Origin of the sequence: Candidatus Methanoperedens sp., assembly GCA_012026795.1 — an archaeon.
Taxonomy (GTDB): domain Archaea; phylum Halobacteriota; class Methanosarcinia; order Methanosarcinales; family Methanoperedenaceae; genus Methanoperedens.
Map to the genome: position 1 here is coordinate 35,059 of VEPM01000021.1, position 17,470 is coordinate 52,528.

Genomic DNA, 17,470 nt, shown 5'->3' on the forward strand with positions numbered 1-17,470 from the left:
TGTCTCTTAAGTTGTAAAATTCTCTTAATATCGAACCTTTAATTAGCTTGACTTTGTCAGATTACCTCCCTCTTTTATGGTGAGATAATTTTGCTGAGTCCCGTGCTTTATGTTTTTTCTTGATCAATTTTAAGATTTCTTTATCCGTCACCTTTCTTTTAGGCATAATAACTTCAAAAATCTCCCTCACATCCCTAATAGTAAGTAGTGGTGCTTTCAATTCCCATTTGTCCTGCATCTCAAGAAGAAACAGCATTGCCATAAAAACCATAGCCACATGATGATTCCAGCCAATATAACCTCTGACTTCATAATCTGCTAAACCTACCTCTCCTTTAGCATCCTCAATGGCACGCTCAATCCAGTAACGGCTGCAAGACATTTTTCCAATTCTCTCAATGCTTGTATCGATCGAAGCATTTGAGAACTGGTATTTTGTCTCAGTTTCCCCCTCATTACTTCGAATAACAAGCCAGCACTCCTCACCCGGCAATTTATCCGTGACTGGAAAAACCCTCAGATATGCAAGCTTGCACCACATTTCTTTTCGTTCAGAATTCCTAAGATATACCCTTTGCCACTGTGAAGGGTCTAATTCGTTTGCTAACTTATCTACTCGTATCGGGTTACTATCATTATTAAGAACCTTTTCGATTGTTGGATTCCGTCCTCGGATTCCATTTTGGGGTACTCCAACATCAGGTCTGTTCAACCATACTCTTGTATCACAGGGTATGTCAGCAATATAAACAATCCTCTCTTTTTCAAGTTCAGCAAGAAACCATGGTTGTTGCCCGTAAAAAGAATCCATCCCAATCCAACCAAAAGGGATGTCTCGTCTTTTGGCATCAAGTATCATTTCCAGCCCAAGCTCAGCTTTGGTTTTAAAAACCAGATCATCCGGGATGCCGCATTTCTTTCTGCGTTCGATATCATCTACCCACTCCTGAGGAATGTAAAGACGTTTATCCATTAATATCCTCTTGTTATTGTTTACATAACCCAGGAAAACTCCTACCTGGCAGTTTTCTATTTTTCCCAGTCGTCCACAGTATTGCCTTTGCACTCCTGCTGAACTATCGCCTTGTTTTGGAAATCCTGACTCGTCTAACTGAAGAGAGCCATTTTCTTTGTCACCGATCAGTTCAACCAAACGGTCCTGAATGTCGTGTATGAGACCATTTTCGTCCCATAACGAATCTGATATAAAGTGCTGGAGTGATTGATTATTGCAGTTCGGAACAGTCTTTGCTATTTCTGTCATAGTCCCCCTTTTTTGTACGGTCAAGCAGCCATAGAGATATTTCTTGGATTGCTCAATAACTTTGCGTGTTCTGGTCTTAAAACGTTCTATGAAATAGTTATGGTAGATCTTTAATTCGATCCTTGCCTGTATTATGTCCTCTCTTATAAGTTTGAAAAATATCTTAATATGTACTCCCCATATTTAAGAGGGCAATCAAAATATAATAGAGTGGCTAATGTGACAATGTCAAGTTAGTATTAAAGCTATTTTAATCTTTCATACATAATGTTTCTTTAGTTTCACTATACTTCTCCGAGCATGAAATCCCGATCTCCTTCAGTCACTAAACCCCATATTGAAGATAACTACCAACAAATGCAATGAAAGTTTATGCGAAATATAGCGTGTTTTAGGTCAACCATAAAATGTGTTGCACTTTGGCCTAACTACCAACATGATTTGAAACGGTCTCCAAAATTTTTTCTTTGATCAAGAAAGTAGGATTAGTTTCATAATGTTAATTATCAATATACCTAAGATGGCCAATAAAAAATTCTCTACAAGTGTTGAATTAGACCTAATTACACCTATTAAAAAAACGACAAAAAATATGGACAAAATCTAACATCAAGAAAGATTGAAATGTATCTAACACGAAAATCGATACTCACAGCAGGGTGCGCAATCGTATTAACATCAGGACTGGCAATTCTTCTTGTTCTTCTAACCGCTTTCCCAATATCCTATTTTTCAATTCCTGTTCAAAAACTTACTCTGCTCTTGATTTTTATAATTTCATTAATTGTTGCAATACCTCTCATATTTAAAAAATTAAACCGTCTTCCCAACGAGAAAAAGATACTCGGCTGGACCTTTATGGGACTCGGTGCTGAATTCATCTTATTTCCGTTCATGCTTTTGATCTATATTTTCAATTTTTCATCGGTATTTAGCATAATTATCGGAGGAACAATTATAATGATTTCTTTAATATTCGGGTTATCTGTCGGCTTAATAAGTATTGTAATAGGAATGTTACTGGTCAGGAGAAAATATAGAGATTTAAATCCTGAGAAAAGATAAGAGGATGTATGAACGAAGATGATGAACTTGCACAGATAAAAAAGAAAAGACTTGAAGAACTGATGAAGCGCCAGCAGGATGCTGTTACCCCGAAACGCCAGATTGTGATTGAGGTATTTACATCACCGACATGTCCCCACTGCCCCACCGCTGTTGCGATGGCAAAGGAAGTTGCCTCGCAGACACAGGGTGTACAGGCGTTTGAGATTTCAACAGGTACCCCGCAGGGTTTTGCTAAAGCTGCGCTTTATGGTGTTAAGGCCGTCCCAACAGTATTCATTGATCACAAATGCGCTTTTGTCGGAGCGCCGCCATCTATCGAAGCGTTGCGAAAGGCGTTGAAAAATTAAATATCAAACGGGATTTTCTCAAAATTCCCATCTTTAAGGTTCTTAAACTCAACCCCGCCTTTAACCCCTGATATCTCAACACCGTCAAAATCACCCGGGCCGCATAAGACGTCCTGTTCGGGATGTGTTCCAGGCATTATGCTGCAGCTTACCCGCGTCCTGTCACCGGCAGAAACAACGATCTTTAAGCGTCTTGATGCAGGGTGCTTTTTAGGAAGGGCAATAAAAGGCGACCCCACTTCACGTATCATAAAAAGAATGCATCTTAAGCCTTTTATTATGGTGTCATCAGTCCCAAAACCTGACGCTATAATCAAATCCTCCGGTTCAAGGGCAAGTATTATTTCCTCTTTATCCGTTTCCAGGAAGAATTGTTTATCTTCTCCTACTTTAACTATTCCGAGGGTTCCTTCTTTTCCCCGGACAAGGAGCAATTCCGTTTTATTTAAAGGGATCATTCTTCCGGGAACATAAGGCTCGTTTTGCTTGACTGGCATGACGGGCAGATCACTTTTTTCCCGATGCCCTTGAACTCATTGTTACAATCAGCACATTTATAATATTTTGCTGATAACACATCATCACATTCCATCTTCATTACATCACCGACACTGCACATATTTTTGTTCACCTCCTAAATATCATGATCGTATAGGTTAAATCATGCTCACGATATATTAACCTTTTGCAAAACATTTGTTGATATATCGTTCGTATACCGCAGCTTCCACGGTCTTACCTGCCCAGAACTTAATAAGTTCTCCCCCGTTGATTATTGCTGTCAGGGGGAGCTTCTTCTCTTCTGCTTCTTCATGGAAGATAACCTGGTATAACAAACCTTCAGGCCTATCCTCGATCACTTCAAATATCTCTATCTTATTCCCGTATTTTTCTTTGATTTCAAGTATGTTTGGCTCATTGCCCTCACATATCTTGCATTTATCCTCTCGCATCCTGTCGCGCCTGATATTCAGGAAAACAGGGATTTCTATTTCATTTATCCTTTTGACAACCTGTGAAACCTGGTTGTACCTTTCACCTGCAAATTGCTCGATAAAAGACTTGAAATCAACCTTTACCTCATCAACTGTCATTGAATTCTTTTCTGCCAGTGCTTCGATAAATCTCTGTTTGAAGGATTCTTTATGTGCCGCTAAGAGGTCTGTCAGGTTCATGGTGTTCATGGTAATCCATCAGAAATATATGTCCAATGGTTAAAGGATTTTGATTACCAAAAATAAAAAAGAAAATGGTAGGTAAAATATCTACCTACTTCTTATCGACTGGTGCGGCTTTTGGAGCTTCCTTTGCCGCAGGCGGTTCTGCCTTCGGGGCTGCCTCAGCTTTCGGAGCCTCTTTTACAGGAGCTTTGGGTGCTTCAGCTTTCGGAGCTGGTGCAGCTACCGGTGCTTCCGCAGCTTTTGGTGCTTCCACCTTCGGAGCTGCCGGTGGTTTGGGCGGGATCGTCTGCGTCCTGAAAAGGTCGCTTATGGATTCCATTGGAGCGCCCGGTGCGGGTGGTTTGACATCGGTACTCAGACCCATCAAATTAGCTGTAAGAACTACAAGGTCGTCCACGTTCATGTCAAGTTTGAGTTCATTCCTGCCATCAAGGAGGTTTCTCCTGCAGAACGGGCATGTGCTTATCAATGCTTCTGCACCTGTCTCTTTTGCATCAGTGACACGTGCTTTTGCCACGCCGAGTGCAAGGTCGGGAATACCTGCTTTTACGCCTCCGCCAGCGCCGCAGCATCTCTGTTCCTTGCGGTTTCGTTTCATTTCCACAAGTTTGATTCCAGGCATGCTTTTTATGACTTTCCTGGGCTCTTCGAACACACCAACATGTCTTCCAAGATGGCATGGGTCATGGTAAGTGACTGTCTTGTTAAGGCTCTTTTCCCACTTTATCTTCCCGGCCTCAACTTGCTCTGCCAGGAACTGGGACATATGGATCGCTTCAAAGGGCAACGCTTTTCCATAAGCACGCGGCCAGTCGATCTTTGCTGCCCTGAAACATCCGGCGCAGGCAAATATGACTCTCTTTGCGCCTCTTGCTTTCAGTGCTTCAACATTATGAATCGCGGCTTTCTTCGGGGTATCATTTATATGCTGCTGGCCTGTTCTTATAAGGGCCGAAGAGCAGCACCATTCATCTTCTCCAAGGACCATGAACGGTACATTGAGCTTATTCAATATCCTGGCAGTGCTGACACCCAGAACCTGCTGGTTGTATCCTGCTGTGCATCCTATGAAATATGCAATATCGGATTTTTCGGCTATCTTGATATCAGGTGTCATCCATGCAAGGCGGTCTTTTTGCTGCTTCATGTATGGATTATGCCCTTCTTCAATGAGTTTTGGGAAAAGGCTCTGCTTGCCGAAAGGACCGGTTCCGTGTTTTACAAGGTTCGCTCTTGTGGATTCCCATAGTTCGATAGTGTTGATACCCGCAGGGCATACTGTTCCGCACATACCGCACGTAGTACAATTATACAGGTCATCTGTGAACTTCTTTATTTCCTCAGGAGAAATTTTTTCCGGCCCGAAAAGCCTTGCTTTCAGACCATAACTCTTGGTCATAAAAGCCCGCCACCGCAGGATCTTATCTCTTGGTTCGATGTCCTGGTTCTTATCCCTTGCATCAAAGGTCGGGCAGTACTTTACACACTCGCCGCACCGGGTACATGCATCAAATTCCATCAACTGTGCTGCAGTGAAATTTACCGTGTTTAATGAAGGTTTCTCTTTAGCCAATTTACTCGCCTCCCTGGTTGACAAGAATGGTCAGGGGTGCTGTTATCATATGGAAATACTTGCTAAATGGAAGATAAGCAACACAGAATAGCAGGGTAAAGACCTCATGGAATAGCACAGTTATATTATCAAAAAATCCTGGAGCTTTCGCTTCATATACTGAGATTACAGCCCTTTCAAGACCTGCTGTCTCACGGATAGCTTGTGCATAAAATCCTGTGATTACGACAATTAGCAGGCCAATAATCAATATCCAGTCGACATCCGCGTTGCGGGCCTGAACATCTTTCCCGGTTGAGAATAATCTTCTTCCTATGGCGATAATAATGCCTGCAACGAGCATATAACCGAAAATGTCATTGGGAAGCTCCAGGGATTTCCACATATTGATGAAGAATTCAGGCCCTGCTCCAAGGGCAAAAGGCCCATAGAATTCAGCTGCTGCGGCAACAATAGTCAATATTAACAATCCGATCCAGCCCCAGAAGATCAGGATATGCATGAACCATTCAAGTTTCCTGCGCCTGTATGTCCTGCGCTGGAATGCCACATCAAGTATCAACACTTCAAGGGCATGTCCTAAACCTTTTTCAAATATCCTGCTGATTATCATCTTGAGAGCGCCCCATGCACCATATGGTTTTGTAGCGCCTTCGGGGATTGCTCGCCCCCATTTTTCTAATTGTATGTATATTCCAACAATGAACAGGATGATAGATATGATCGCTGCGATAACCATGATCCTGTAATCGATGAAAAGCGTATCGAATACCGTTTTACCAAATATTGTAAGGCCTTCTGTTGCCATTTTTATCCTCCTATTATAGCCTGACGGCTTTCAGTCTCCTAAGAATCTATGTAATATTAAGCTTTCTATATGAAGTCAGGGTGTTGAGATATTGTCCGAATCCTGACATATAAAGGCATGACACATGTTTTAATATGTTACAAAATAGATAGAAACTTATAATGCTGGAACTTTTTAATTCTCTTACCAGAAAAAAAGAAACATTTGAACCATCAGGAAACATAGTCGGAATATATACATGCGGCCCCTCGGTTTACCAGTATGCACATATCGGGAATTTCAGGACTTTTGTATTTGAAGATGTGCTTGTAAGGTATCTAAAATTTAAAGGCTACGCAGTAAAAAGAGTAATGAATCTTACTGATATTGAGGATAAAGCAATAACCACTGCAAAAAAGGAAGGAAAGAAGCTTTCCGAACTGACGGAATACTATTCAAAGATTTTTTTCGAGGATATGGAAACCCTGGAACTATTACCTGCCGATGTTTTTCCAAGAGCCACACAACATGTGCCTGAGATAATCGATATTATAAAAAAGATAATGAGAAATGGTTACGCTTACACTGGTAAGGACGGATCGGTTTATTATGATGTCCCAGAGTTCAAAGATTATGGTAAACTCTCGCATCTTAAGCTGAGGGCAGGAAAGAAAAAAATTAAAAGGGACGAATGGGGTGAAGATACTTCAATTATCTCGGATTTCGCTCTCTGGAAGTCATATGAGAAAAAAGACGGAGATGTTTTCTGGGAAACTGAACTCGGAAAAGGCCGCCCAGGCTGGCATATAGAATGTTCTGCCATGTCTTCAAAGCATCTTGGCAAACGCTTTGATATTCATGTTGGAGGGATTGATAATATTTTCCCGCATCATGAGAACGTAATAGCGCAAAATTTCGGAGCATTCGGTATTAATCCTTCCAGATACTGGCTTCATTGCAAGCATCTCATGGTTGATGGCAACAAGATGTCAAAATCCGGCGGTAATTTCTACACGCTCCATGACCTGATCCGGAAAGGATGGGAACCAATGGCGATAAAATATCTGCTGCTTTCCATTAACTACAGGCGAAGGCTGAATTTCACACTTGAAGGACTCAGGGAAGCCACTGAAAAAATTGACATGACCTGTGCTGCGATAAAACGCCTGAAAACAATAAATGGCAGTGATAATATTCAAAAAATCGTGACCAGAACAAGAAAAAAATTTGAAAATGTGATGGATGATAACCTTAATACAGGAAAAGCGCTAAAAATTATGGAAAAGTTCGTAGAGGAGGTAAGTAAATTGAATCCTGACAAAAAATCCTCTGAAGAGATTCTTGGATTATTCAGGGATTTTGACCTGGTGCTCGGATTACAGCTATTTACATCCTCCGAATCTGCATTTCATGCTTCTTGGGCTGAAGCTGCATCAGGAGCGCCTTAAGTTTTGCATCATCGATTTTTCCTGCAAGTCTTCCGCTCTGGGCAAGTGACACAAGCTGTGCCTCGACATTTGCAACAAGCTCAGGCTTTGTCATCTTAAGAGTGTTCAATCTCTCTCTTGCTTCAGGCGTAAGGATCTGGCGCAGGATAGACTGCTTTTTAGCCTCATACTCCGCGCGCGCCTGCTCCTGCTGAGCAGCCTGTGCCTGGGCTGAATACTGTTGCTGCTGTAATTGCTCAAGCCTGCGTCTTTTTATTTCTTCTAGATCCTCATCCATATTGATCAATTTCCGTATTCAGTACGGAATCCTTAATTTAGTATTTGGCAAGAGCCGGGTTGGTTTTTACAAGGTCGGATTTGACTTCATTTGCCGAATTGTCCATGAATGCCTGGCCTGATGGTGAGATTATCCTTCCAGTCTTCTGGTTTTTTACAAATCCTGCCTTTTCAAGCTGCTGCAAGGCTTCTCTTGCAATAGAGCCACTTCCTTTGGCATGATGGATCGGTTTATTTCCATTCCGGTGGCGCCCGCCATAGAAACTCCTTAGTCTTGAAACCCCCACCGGTCCGTCAATATAGATACGTCTTAAAATTGAAGCGCATCTTACATACCACCAGTCAGCATTATCCGGTGAAAGCTCTTTGTAAGCGCCTGTTTTAACAAAACCCGCCCACTCGGGCGGTTTGGCTTTCCCGTTCGTTTTCAGTTTCTGCGCCACATTGTTTATGAGCATCTCTGCGGGCACATCATATATTGTTGTCAAGTTAGTCCTCCGTAAAATTATCTTTATATGTAATCAAGATAGTCTCTTGAATGATTCAAGGGTCTTATTTAATTATCGTATAGTATTTACCTTTTTCGGCAAAAAACCGCCGTATTACCCCTGACCTCAATAAGTTCCGATCCTGAAAGGTCAGCAAGTTCCTGAGCAAGTTCTTTCTTCCCGGTTTCGGCAAAAGCAGATTTAAGAATTTTAACTTTTACCATATTCCTGTTCTTCAACTGGATTTTTAATTCTTCAACCACACCACCAATACCTGATTTCCCTACTTGTAATGTGGTTTCAATAGAAGTGGCTTCTGCTCTTTTCTCCTGTTTGTTCATGTTAATATCTCTTTTAACTTTTTCGCGGATTTATCAAGTTCCAGAAGAATCAAGCCCAGGCCGATATCCGGACTGGCAAGAAGGATCAACAAGGCCTTGTGTCCCGCTCCGACAACTATTAATTTTCCATGATCCGATTCGACAATTACTCTTGTAGGTATACCCATATCAATATGCGTTGTTGCAGTCTCAGCCGCTCCGAGCATTGTGGCGGACATCGCAGCCATGGATTCTACGATTTGTTCTTTCTGCATAATAGCCCGGATGAGCAATCCATCACGGCTTGCAGCGGCACATGCGATCACACCGCCTACTTTTTTAAGATCGGTCAATAACTTATCTACCATTTCTATTGTATCGGACAATCAGATCCCTCCCGTGACCCTGTCCAGTAATACTTCAAATGCTTCATACACCCCGATCTTATCTTTTGCTATTGCACGAACGATAGGTATATCCTCCGGTAGATGGAATTGTTCCCTTATTTCTTCAGGAGTTAATGCCCCTGGCAAATCCTGTTTATTTGCGACCACAACATACGGAAGTCCATAGGACTTTGTAATATCAAGCATATGTTTTGCCCTAATAAAATCAGAAGGATTTGTTGAATCCACAATAAGAAAAACACCCATTGATTCACCGCTGAGCAATTTAATGATAGGGTCAAATCGTTCCTGCCCCGGTGTTCCGAATATATCAGCACTAAAACCCTTATAATCCACATGACCGTGGTCCATGGCAACAGTGGTGCCGAGCCTGTCAACCGATATCGCCCGCGTGGACAGAGCATGGACAAATGTGCTCTTCCCGGCATCAAAAGGACCTGTGACAAGTATTTTAGGTATGAATATCTTTATACCGCCCGGCCTTAAAACCCTGAAAAGCATTGATTTCCTGGATGCTTCTACCCAGTCTGATTTCATTATTCCGAAATACTGCCCGAAAATAACACGTTCAGCTATTCCGCCGATAGAAATAATCGAATTGAAAAGGTCTCCCTTGATCTGATTTAATGTTTCATCAGAATAAGGCCATGCCGTGAAATTATAAACGATGGTATGATCATACAACATCGCCATCTTGTTCCATGTCCTGACCGCTTCAATTGTTTCTTTCTCCCCGCACAGGTCCATTATTGTTGAAAGAGAACCGAAAACGATAGTACTTGGTGGTAATTCTTTTATGATATCCATTATTGTCTTGTGAAAATCTTCTATCTTATCCGGATTCGAAACAATGTACTTTTCATTAGATGGGGCACCGATTAAAGGATTATAGGAATCGACAAAAAATAATTTATCCTTGAATGAGTTAATATCCCAGCCAAACTCGCTAAACTGGCCTTTTACAATATCGGGTATGGTGCTTGATACGACAAAAACGCATGTTCCACCCGCCTTGAGTGTACCATAAACTGTCTGCAATCCAAATATCTCACCTTCAACACCTGGCTGGCTGTAATAAACAAGACTCTTCCCTCTTGGAATACCTCCCCCCAGGAATTTGTCAAGCTTAGGGATTCCTGTCTCTATCATATTAATTTCCCCTTATTATCTTTATATTGTAGCCATCGATCTCATATTCAAACCATGGTGTTGGTTTTTGAGATATTCCGACCACTCGTATAAAATTTTTATCCTCCACAGATTTAATCTCTATCATGCCGTCAAATAATTGTTTTAAAGTTGCGACCGCCTGGTCATCATGCATACCGCTCTCTATTACATAAATTCCCAGAGCACCCGCTGCCTTAATACGACCGGTAAAAACATGAAGGAACCTGAAAACAGTCTGAATATTTGAATACATTAGTATTGTTGAGAGTGAATTTATATATAACTGGATCTTCTGGGTATTCTTTTTCATAAAGAATTCCTCAAAAAACTGGCTGATCTTGACCCCTATACCCGTAAGATCAACGGGACTGCTTGCGATTTTTATATTCTCATTCTCGATCGAAGCACCACCAAGGGTTTTTGTAACACAGTCGATTATCCCGATCCTTGACATGGGAAGATTCAAATCATGCTCCTTGAACCATTCAAGAATATGGACGGCGGATTCACGCGTATTGACTGTAATAATTGCATTTTCATTTTTTACAGCGCCATTGTACATAATGTGGTTCAGGATGGCTTCCTTCCCACTCATGGGTGGTCCTATAAGCATTATATTCGACCCTTTTCTGATACCTCCAATCGCATCATCCAGTTCCTTAATACCTAATGTATAGTCGCTCATCGTAATCGTGCTTATGATGCTATTAGGATTTTGGTGTATATAAATCCTAACAAAGCTTTTGAAAATTCATAATTATCATACAGTTAGTCAAAGTATCCTGAGGACTTTATATTTCCTCCTTCAGATCAAGCGTTGCTCTTTCTGTACCATCATCCAACGATTCAATTGTAAATCCCATTTCCTGAAACAGTTTTATTGCCCTGTAATTATCGGATAGCATCACTGCGCTGATTTTGTCAAGTTGCTTATCCCTGCAAATCTCTATCATATAGTCCACCATTTTTGAACCAAGGCCCTGGCCCTGCCATGGGTCAGCAACGATAAAAGAGATCTCACCTGAATTTTCAGCCGGGTCGATATTAAGCCTGACAACTCCGAGCAATTTTCTTTTCTCTTCTTCCTCTATTTCTGCCACAATGGCAAGTTCCCTATCATAGTCGATATTACAATATCTGGCACTGTACTCGTGTGCTACCGGCCCCATTACAGTTTGAAATATCCTGAAATGTAAGGACTCCTGCGAAAAGTTACGGACCATCTCAAGCCATAATGGTTCATCTTCAGGTTTTATTGGTCTTAAGATTACCATTCTTCCATCACGGAGCTTCCATAAGGACCTGTATTTTTCAGGATATGGGCTAATGACAAGATGCTCGTGAGGCTTTGCTTTTAACATTTCTTTATCGATCACTCCGCGTGCATCAAGGGCAAGAGCCTCATTTTCATTAATCAGCAGTGGATTTATCTCAAATTCTTTCAACTGCGGGAAATCCACAAGCATCTGGGAAAAACGGACAATTATTTCTTCTAAAAGAGTGATATTGGCAGGTGGAATATTTCTGTAGCCTTTGAGAAGCCGATATACTTTTGTTTCTTCCAACATTCTTCTTGTAAGAGTCTGATTAAGCGGCAAAAGCCCGATAGCAACATCTTTGTATATTTCCACATCTATTCCGCCTCTCCCGAACATAATTACAGGACCGAAAAGAGAATCGGTTTTTGCGCCAAGAATTATTTCAATCCCATTTTTCCTGACCATCTTCTGTACAGTTATTCCCTGGATTTTCGCATCTGGATTGTGCTTTTTTACACTTTTCATTATGTCGTTATAAGCCGCTCGAAGTTCGGGTTCGGAATTGATGTCAAGCCTAACGCCCCCTACGTCTGTTTTATGAGATATTTGAGGCGACAGGATCTTAAGGACAACAGGATAACCAGTCCGGAGTGCGTAAGTTACGGCTTCATCTGCGGTTTTTGCCAATCTTGTTTTAACAACAGGAACATTATAATATTCAAGGAAACGTTTTGATTCGGTTTCCGTCAGGATTTTTCGACCCTCCCTGACAGCAGTTCTAATAATAGAAGCCAGGGGCTGTTTTGGCGGAGTGCTTTCTACAGGCAACTCTACAGGGGTTTCGTACAGCAGCTCAAGGTTGCGCTTATACTGGTACATATACATGTACGTCGCAACTGCCTGTTCTGGAGTGGAATAAGTCGGTACGCCATTATCAGTCAAAATATGATTTGCTTTTTCCACGTCTTCGTAGCCCATAAAAGAAGTAAAATATGGTTTGGAAAACTTTTTCGTTCTATAAATATCCAAAATCTTTACTGCTATTTCAGCAGGATCAGAACTTCCCTGTGGGGTATAGATTATCAGCACACAATCAACATTTTCATCACTAAAGCATGCTTCTGTCGCAGCTGCATATCTGAAAGCATTTGCATCTCCAAGCAGGTCAATCGGGTTACTTTTACTCCAGTGCGAAGGGAGAATTCCATTTAGCTTCTCAATCGTCACGCTACTTAATCGGGCAAGTTTCCCGCCAAGGGACATGATTGCATCGGAAGCCATTACACCGGGACCGCCCGCGTTTGTAATTATGGCAAGGTTTGGCCCCCTGGGGAGCGGCTGCTTACCAAGAGCTTCTGCGCAGTTGAACAGGTCCGCAATATCTTTTACACGTACAATACCTGCCCGCTTAAATGCAGCATCATATACCATGTCTTCGCCGGTTATAGCTCCTGTGTGTGAAGCTGCTGCCTTTGCACTCTCAACGGATCTTCCTGATTTCACAACAATTATTGGTTTTGTTCTTGAAAAGTGCCGCGCTGCGCTCATGAATTTCCTGGCATCGGTGATACCTTCGATATACATCAGAATGCTTCTTGTTTTGGGATCAGTGCCAAAATAATCGATCAGGTCGCCGAAATTCACATCGATCATTGAACCTACTGAAACAAAATTGCTAAAATTAATGTTCTCATGGGTGGCCAGGTCAAGAATTGCTGATCCCAGCGCCCCGCTTTGAGATATGAAGGCAATACTACCTGTTTTTTGCTTCTTGGAAATAAAAGTTGCGTTAAGACCGATATCAGGATGGATTATACCAAGACAGTTTGGACCTATTATCCTCATGTCGTATTTCTTTTTTATTTCAATGATCTTTTCTTCCAGTACTTTTCCTGATTCCCCTACCTCCTTAAATCCTGCTGAAATTATAATCAGTCCCCTGATTCCGGCAATTCCGCACTGTTCCACTATATCAGGAACTGTTGTTGCGGGGGTGGCAATTATAGCAAGATCAACGGCCATGGGAAGCTGGGGAATTCCAGGGTATGCTTTTTTTCCAAGTATCTCGGATTTATGAATGTTAACAGGATAAACCTGCCCCCGATATCCCATTTCGGTTAAATTTTTCATTAAGATGTATCCAACCGAGCCTACTTCGTCACTTGCCCCTACCAATGCAATACTTTTCGGATTGAAAATACTATCCAGATTTAATGATGCCAATATATCCCCCGAAATAATACCTATAAGAGTCTTGAAAAATAAATCTTTGCTTTCTTGGCCAGAATTTATTCACCGCTTATAGTATTATATCGATAAGAGCCTCATAATTATAACTATAAGACGAATAAGTATTTATATAGCAAAAGAATATTATATCAAGGTTGAATTTCATGGTTGATAAGAAAAAGATTAAGACAGAAAAAGCTGACTCAAAGCGTGTTCCTACGGGGATAGAAGGTTTTGACGAATTGTGTGGCGGTGGATTACTAAGAAACAGGTCATATCTATTATCAGGAGCAGCCGGTTGTGGAAAGACCATATTTGGGCTCCAGTATCTCTATAATGGCATAACGAAATATGGAGAAAATGGCATATATATAGCGACAGAGGAGCGACCCGATCAGGTCAGGGAAAATGTCCTGAAGTTCGGGTGGGATTTTGAAGCCCTTGAGGATGAAGGAAAACTTGCGATAATTGATGCATGTTCTACCAAGATAGGCATTCCATCCCATGAAAAATACGTTGATGTAAGACCTTTTGACCTTCGATCCATGATGGATCAGATAATTGCCATACAGGATACGATCGATGCCAAGAGGGCGCTTGTTGATGGAACAACATCTATTGGTTTTTACCTGCAGGAACCTTCAAAAATAAGAGTCGAGCTTTTAAAATTGAGCACAACTCTTGAAGTGCTGGGATTGACTTCATTTATGACATGTGAAATAATAGATGAAAATTCAACCAGCAGGTTTGGGGTTGAAACGTTCGTAACCGAAGGCACAATAGTGATGTATAACAAACGGGTTAATGATGTCAGGATTAGAAGTGTCGAGGTTTTCAAAATGAGAGGATCGGACCATAGCAAAGGTATCCATCCATATGAAATCACACCAACCGGAATAGTAGTGCATCCCGGAGAAGGAGTATATACCTCGTAAATATACTTCTTAATTTTTTTAGATTCTATTCCCATGGGTCAAAAACCACTTATAGTATTGAATTTCAAAACCTATGCCGAAAGCATGGGTGAGAAAGCAGTACTGATGGCGAAATACTGCGAAGAAGTCAGTACCGGGTCAGGCATCGAGATAATTGCCTGTCCGCAGACACCTGATCTTTTCAGGGTCGCAGGTGTGGTAAAAACACCTGTGTTCGCCCAGCATATCGACAGCGCTGGCGCGGGAAGTTACACAGGTCACATAACTGCTGATTGCATCCGGTCAGCAGGAGCAAAAGGAACACTTATCAACCACTCGGAGCGCCGTATCCTGTTGTCAGAAATCGATTCGGCAATCCAATCAGCAAAAAAAGCCGGATTAGTGACGATAATCTGCACGAATAATATTGCAGTAACATCAGCAGCAGCAGCGCTTTCCCCTGATTTTGTGGCAGTCGAGCCACCTGAACTCATCGGTTCTGGTATTCCTGTTTCTAAGGCAAATCCCGAAATTGTAAGCGGTTCGGTGAACGCTGTGAAAAAAATAAACCCACGGGTCAAAGTCCTTTGCGGCGCCGGGATTTCAACCGGGGATGATGTTGCTGCGGCAATTGAACTGGGGACACAAGGCGTGCTTCTGGCATCAGGGATCATTAAGGCAAAAGATCCGAAGGCGGCGCTGTTTGAACTGGTGAAGAAAATATAAGAAAATAATACAAATAGCAGTCAGAATAATACAAATCAGTGTTCTTTCGAGCGCGCAGATTTTTTTATGCTTTTGTTGCATCTGGCAAAGTAACCGCAGATGAACACAGATAAACACAGATACACATCGTGATTTTGGGCGCGCGAGAAGTTATATATTTTTATATAATAATTTTGGTTGTAACCGAGATATCAATATGATTTTCAGAAAGCGTAGCAATAAATCTGTGTTCATCTGTGTTCATCTGTGGTTCCATTTACTCATATTCCATAAACAACAATATTTCAAAATATATAATTATTATTCTTATTAGAGCAATTAAAGAAGAAAGAGAGAATAAATCAAAATAGGATGGAGACTATAGGTATTTTATAGAAGATTAAATTAATTTGAAATAAATGACCCCCACCGAATCAGCAGCCAGGGAAATCATAGAACAACTCCTTCGAAACGATATCCTGGACGAAAAAACCCTCAATTCAGCAAAAAAAGCTGCCAGCATCCGCTATAAACTTTCGTCCCTTCTGGGTAATTCCCAGATCCTTGCCGCTGCCCACAACAATGAGGAGAAACAATATGTCCTTGAACATCTGCGGTTAAAACCCGTAAGAACGATATCAGGTGTCGCTGTAATTGCAGCGATGACATCCCCTGCGCCATGTCCTCATGGCCTGTGCATCCCATGTCCCGGGGGCATTGAATCAAAATTTCACTCACCGCAGAGCTATATGGGAGCTGAACCCGCAGCCAAACGGGCTTTTGAGAATGATTTTGATCCCTATTTGCAGGTCTTTTCGCGCTTAAAACAGCTTTCACAAATCGGCCATCCTGTGGAGAAAGCGGAACTTATCATAATGGGTGGAACTTATACCTCGCGTACTTTGTGCTACCAGGAATGGTTCGTTAAACGCTGTATTGAGGCCATGAATGATTTTTATGGAACAGAATGGCGAAAAGACCGGGGTTATGTTCCGGTAGAAGAAGTCCAGTCTGCAAACGAGAGCGCCCGTGTCCGCAATGTCGGGATTACCATTGAGACAAGACCCGACTGGACAAAAACAGAGCATATTGATACTATTCTTGAACTGGGTGCGACAAAGGTGGAAATCGGAGTACAGAACACGTATGATTTCATCCTTGCAGGCATACAGCGCGGGCATACGGTTGCAGCAAGCGCTGATGCCAATATGAGACTCAGGGACAGCGGACTGAAGGTCGGGTTCCATATGATGCCCGGGCTTCCGGGTGCAACATTTGATTCCGATCTTCGGATGTTCAAAAGATTATTCGAAGATGAGCGCTTTATGCCGGATTATCTTAAGATATATCCTACACTTGTCACAGAAGGAACACGGCTTCATGGGATGTGGGAACTGGGGAATTATGCACCTCTTGAGGTGCTTGAAGCTGTCGAGTTGCTTGCAAAGATAAAAGCCCTGCTGCCCAAATGGGTACGCCTGCAAAGGATCCAGCGCGATATTCCCGCATACCAGGTGCTTGCGGGTATAAGAAAAAGCAATATCAGGCAGCTTGCAAAAGAACGGCTCATTGAAATGGGAGGAAAATGCAGGTGCATCAGGTGCCGTGAAGTCGGGCATAAGGAACTTTCAGGAATAAAACCTGAGAATATTGAACTGATAAATGAAAAATACAGGGCTTGCAAAGGTCTGGAACACTTCATTTCATTTGAAGATGCAACAATGGATGTATTGATCGGCTTCCTGAGGCTGCGTTTCCCGGCAGCGCCCCACCGGCCTGAACTTGAAGGCGCAGCACTTATACGTGAACTGCATGTCTACGGCTCGATGGTAGCGCCAGGTGAGGATGCGGGTGAATCACAGTGGCAGCACAAGGGCTATGGAGAGGAGCTTCTGACCCATGCGGAAGAAACTGCAAGAGCTTCCGGATATAAGAAAATTGCGGTAACAAGCGGTATAGGTGTAAGGGATTACTACAGGAAATTCGGATATGAGCGAGAAGGACCATACATGACAAAAAGAGTGTGAAACCCAT

17 protein-coding genes and 1 pseudogene are annotated in these 17,470 nt (G+C 42.1%); 6 read left to right on the plus strand and 12 right to left on the minus strand.

Translation table 11 applies throughout. The annotated features are described in order from the left end of the window. Positions 1–61 precede the first annotated feature (61 nt). Positions 62–1,447, minus strand: coding sequence for an IS701 family transposase (locus FIB07_11405; protein ID NJD53462.1), 1,386 nt, complete (start codon positions 1,445–1,447; stop codon positions 62–64). Between the two features lie 441 nt (positions 1,448–1,888). Between FIB07_11405 and FIB07_11410 the strand changes: the two genes are divergently transcribed. Next, on the plus strand, positions 1,889–2,329 hold the full coding sequence (locus FIB07_11410; protein ID NJD53463.1) for a hypothetical protein: 441 nt from the start codon (positions 1,889–1,891) through the stop codon (positions 2,327–2,329). 8 nt (positions 2,330–2,337) lie between these two features. After that, complete coding sequence (locus tag FIB07_11415; protein NJD53464.1) at positions 2,338–2,679, plus strand: glutaredoxin; 342 nt, start codon at positions 2,338–2,340, stop codon at positions 2,677–2,679. On the opposite strand, the gene FIB07_11420 is transcribed toward FIB07_11415, so the two are convergent. From FIB07_11420 to FIB07_11435, 4 genes are all read right to left on the minus strand, one after another. Further along, on the minus strand, positions 2,676–3,176 hold the full coding sequence (locus FIB07_11420; protein NJD53465.1) for a hypothetical protein: 501 nt from the start codon (positions 3,174–3,176) through the stop codon (positions 2,676–2,678). The genes FIB07_11415 and FIB07_11420 overlap by 4 nt on opposite strands. A gap of 180 nt (positions 3,177–3,356) precedes the next feature. After that, positions 3,357–3,863, minus strand: coding sequence for a hypothetical protein (locus tag FIB07_11425; GenBank protein NJD53466.1), 507 nt, complete (start codon positions 3,861–3,863; stop codon positions 3,357–3,359). An 85-nt stretch (positions 3,864–3,948) separates the two neighbouring features. Further along, complete coding sequence (locus tag FIB07_11430; GenBank protein NJD53467.1) at positions 3,949–5,433, minus strand: (Fe-S)-binding protein; 1,485 nt, start codon at positions 5,431–5,433, stop codon at positions 3,949–3,951. 1 nt (position 5,434) lies between these two features. Continuing rightward, a complete protein-coding gene (locus FIB07_11435) occupies positions 5,435–6,241 on the minus strand; it encodes a disulfide reductase (GenBank protein NJD53468.1) in 807 nt (268 codons plus the stop codon). A 161-nt stretch (positions 6,242–6,402) separates the two neighbouring features. Here FIB07_11435 and FIB07_11440 point away from each other — a divergent pair, with 161 nt between their 5' ends. Further along, positions 6,403–7,668, plus strand: a complete 1,266-nt coding sequence (locus FIB07_11440; protein ID NJD53469.1) for a cysteine--tRNA ligase — start codon at positions 6,403–6,405, stop codon at positions 7,666–7,668. On the opposite strand, the gene FIB07_11445 is transcribed toward FIB07_11440, so the two are convergent. From FIB07_11445 to FIB07_11475, 7 genes and pseudogenes are all read right to left on the minus strand, one after another. Beyond that, entirely contained in the window at positions 7,607–7,945 is a 339-nt protein-coding gene (locus FIB07_11445) for a DNA-binding protein (GenBank protein NJD53470.1), read from the minus strand. The genes FIB07_11440 and FIB07_11445 overlap by 62 nt on opposite strands. A gap of 37 nt (positions 7,946–7,982) precedes the next feature. Beyond that, positions 7,983–8,432 (minus strand): 30S ribosomal protein S19e, encoded by a 450-nt coding sequence (locus FIB07_11450; GenBank protein NJD53471.1) that lies wholly within the window; start codon positions 8,430–8,432, stop codon positions 7,983–7,985. A gap of 86 nt (positions 8,433–8,518) precedes the next feature. After that, positions 8,519–8,773, minus strand: coding sequence for a YhbY family RNA-binding protein (locus FIB07_11455; GenBank protein ID NJD53472.1), 255 nt, complete (start codon positions 8,771–8,773; stop codon positions 8,519–8,521). Further along, positions 8,770–9,138 carry a roadblock/LC7 domain-containing protein gene (locus FIB07_11460; GenBank protein ID NJD53473.1) on the minus strand — a complete coding sequence of 123 codons (369 nt, stop codon included), beginning with the start codon at positions 9,136–9,138 and terminating at the stop codon, positions 8,770–8,772. Before FIB07_11460 ends, FIB07_11455 begins: the two co-directional genes overlap by 4 nt. Beyond that, positions 9,139–10,308, minus strand: a complete 1,170-nt coding sequence (locus FIB07_11465; GenBank protein NJD53474.1) for a GTP-binding protein — start codon at positions 10,306–10,308, stop codon at positions 9,139–9,141. Position 10,309: 1 nt separating this feature from the next. After that, positions 10,310–11,014 (minus strand): recombinase RecA, encoded by a 705-nt coding sequence (locus FIB07_11470; GenBank protein NJD53475.1) that lies wholly within the window; start codon positions 11,012–11,014, stop codon positions 10,310–10,312. Positions 11,015–11,120: 106 nt separating this feature from the next. Then, positions 11,121–13,784: pseudogene (locus tag FIB07_11475) on the minus strand (bifunctional acetate--CoA ligase family protein/GNAT family N-acetyltransferase). A gap of 197 nt (positions 13,785–13,981) precedes the next feature. Here FIB07_11475 and FIB07_11480 point away from each other — a divergent pair. The 3 genes from FIB07_11480 to FIB07_11490 all read left to right on the plus strand — a co-directional run bounded on the left by FIB07_11480 (position 13,982) and on the right by FIB07_11490 (position 17,463). Continuing rightward, positions 13,982–14,752, plus strand: coding sequence for a circadian clock protein KaiC (locus FIB07_11480; protein ID NJD53476.1), 771 nt, complete (start codon positions 13,982–13,984; stop codon positions 14,750–14,752). A 33-nt stretch (positions 14,753–14,785) separates the two neighbouring features. Continuing rightward, positions 14,786–15,457 carry a triose-phosphate isomerase gene (tpiA, locus tag FIB07_11485; protein ID NJD53477.1) on the plus strand — a complete coding sequence of 224 codons (672 nt, stop codon included), beginning with the start codon at positions 14,786–14,788 and terminating at the stop codon, positions 15,455–15,457. A gap of 398 nt (positions 15,458–15,855) precedes the next feature. Continuing rightward, positions 15,856–17,463: a tRNA uridine(34) 5-carboxymethylaminomethyl modification radical SAM/GNAT enzyme Elp3 gene (locus FIB07_11490; protein NJD53478.1), complete on the plus strand. Its 1,608-nt coding sequence runs from the start codon at positions 15,856–15,858 to the stop codon at positions 17,461–17,463. The last annotated feature ends 7 nt before the right edge of the window (positions 17,464–17,470 follow it).

Coding starts and splice junctions, on each gene's coding strand:
- FIB07_11410 (NJD53463.1), top strand. CDS start 1,889: ATGTATCTAACACGAAAATCGATACTCACAGCAGGGTGCGCAATCGTA.
- FIB07_11415 (NJD53464.1), top strand. CDS start 2,338: ATGAACGAAGATGATGAACTTGCACAGATAAAAAAGAAAAGACTTGAA.
- FIB07_11420 (NJD53465.1), bottom strand. CDS start 3,176: ATGCCAGTCAAGCAAAACGAGCCTTATGTTCCCGGAAGAATGATCCCT.
- FIB07_11425 (NJD53466.1), bottom strand. CDS start 3,863: ATGAACACCATGAACCTGACAGACCTCTTAGCGGCACATAAAGAATCC.
- FIB07_11435 (NJD53468.1), bottom strand. CDS start 6,241: ATGGCAACAGAAGGCCTTACAATATTTGGTAAAACGGTATTCGATACG.
- FIB07_11440 (NJD53469.1), top strand. CDS start 6,403: ATGCTGGAACTTTTTAATTCTCTTACCAGAAAAAAAGAAACATTTGAA.
- FIB07_11445 (NJD53470.1), bottom strand. CDS start 7,945: ATGGATGAGGATCTAGAAGAAATAAAAAGACGCAGGCTTGAGCAATTA.
- FIB07_11455 (NJD53472.1), bottom strand. CDS start 8,773: ATGAACAAACAGGAGAAAAGAGCAGAAGCCACTTCTATTGAAACCACA.
- FIB07_11465 (NJD53474.1), bottom strand. CDS start 10,308: ATGATAGAGACAGGAATCCCTAAGCTTGACAAATTCCTGGGGGGAGGT.
- FIB07_11470 (NJD53475.1), bottom strand. CDS start 11,014: ATGAGCGACTATACATTAGGTATTAAGGAACTGGATGATGCGATTGGA.
- FIB07_11480 (NJD53476.1), top strand. CDS start 13,982: ATGGTTGATAAGAAAAAGATTAAGACAGAAAAAGCTGACTCAAAGCGT.
- tpiA (NJD53477.1), top strand. CDS start 14,786: ATGGGTCAAAAACCACTTATAGTATTGAATTTCAAAACCTATGCCGAA.
- FIB07_11490 (NJD53478.1), top strand. CDS start 15,856: ATGACCCCCACCGAATCAGCAGCCAGGGAAATCATAGAACAACTCCTT.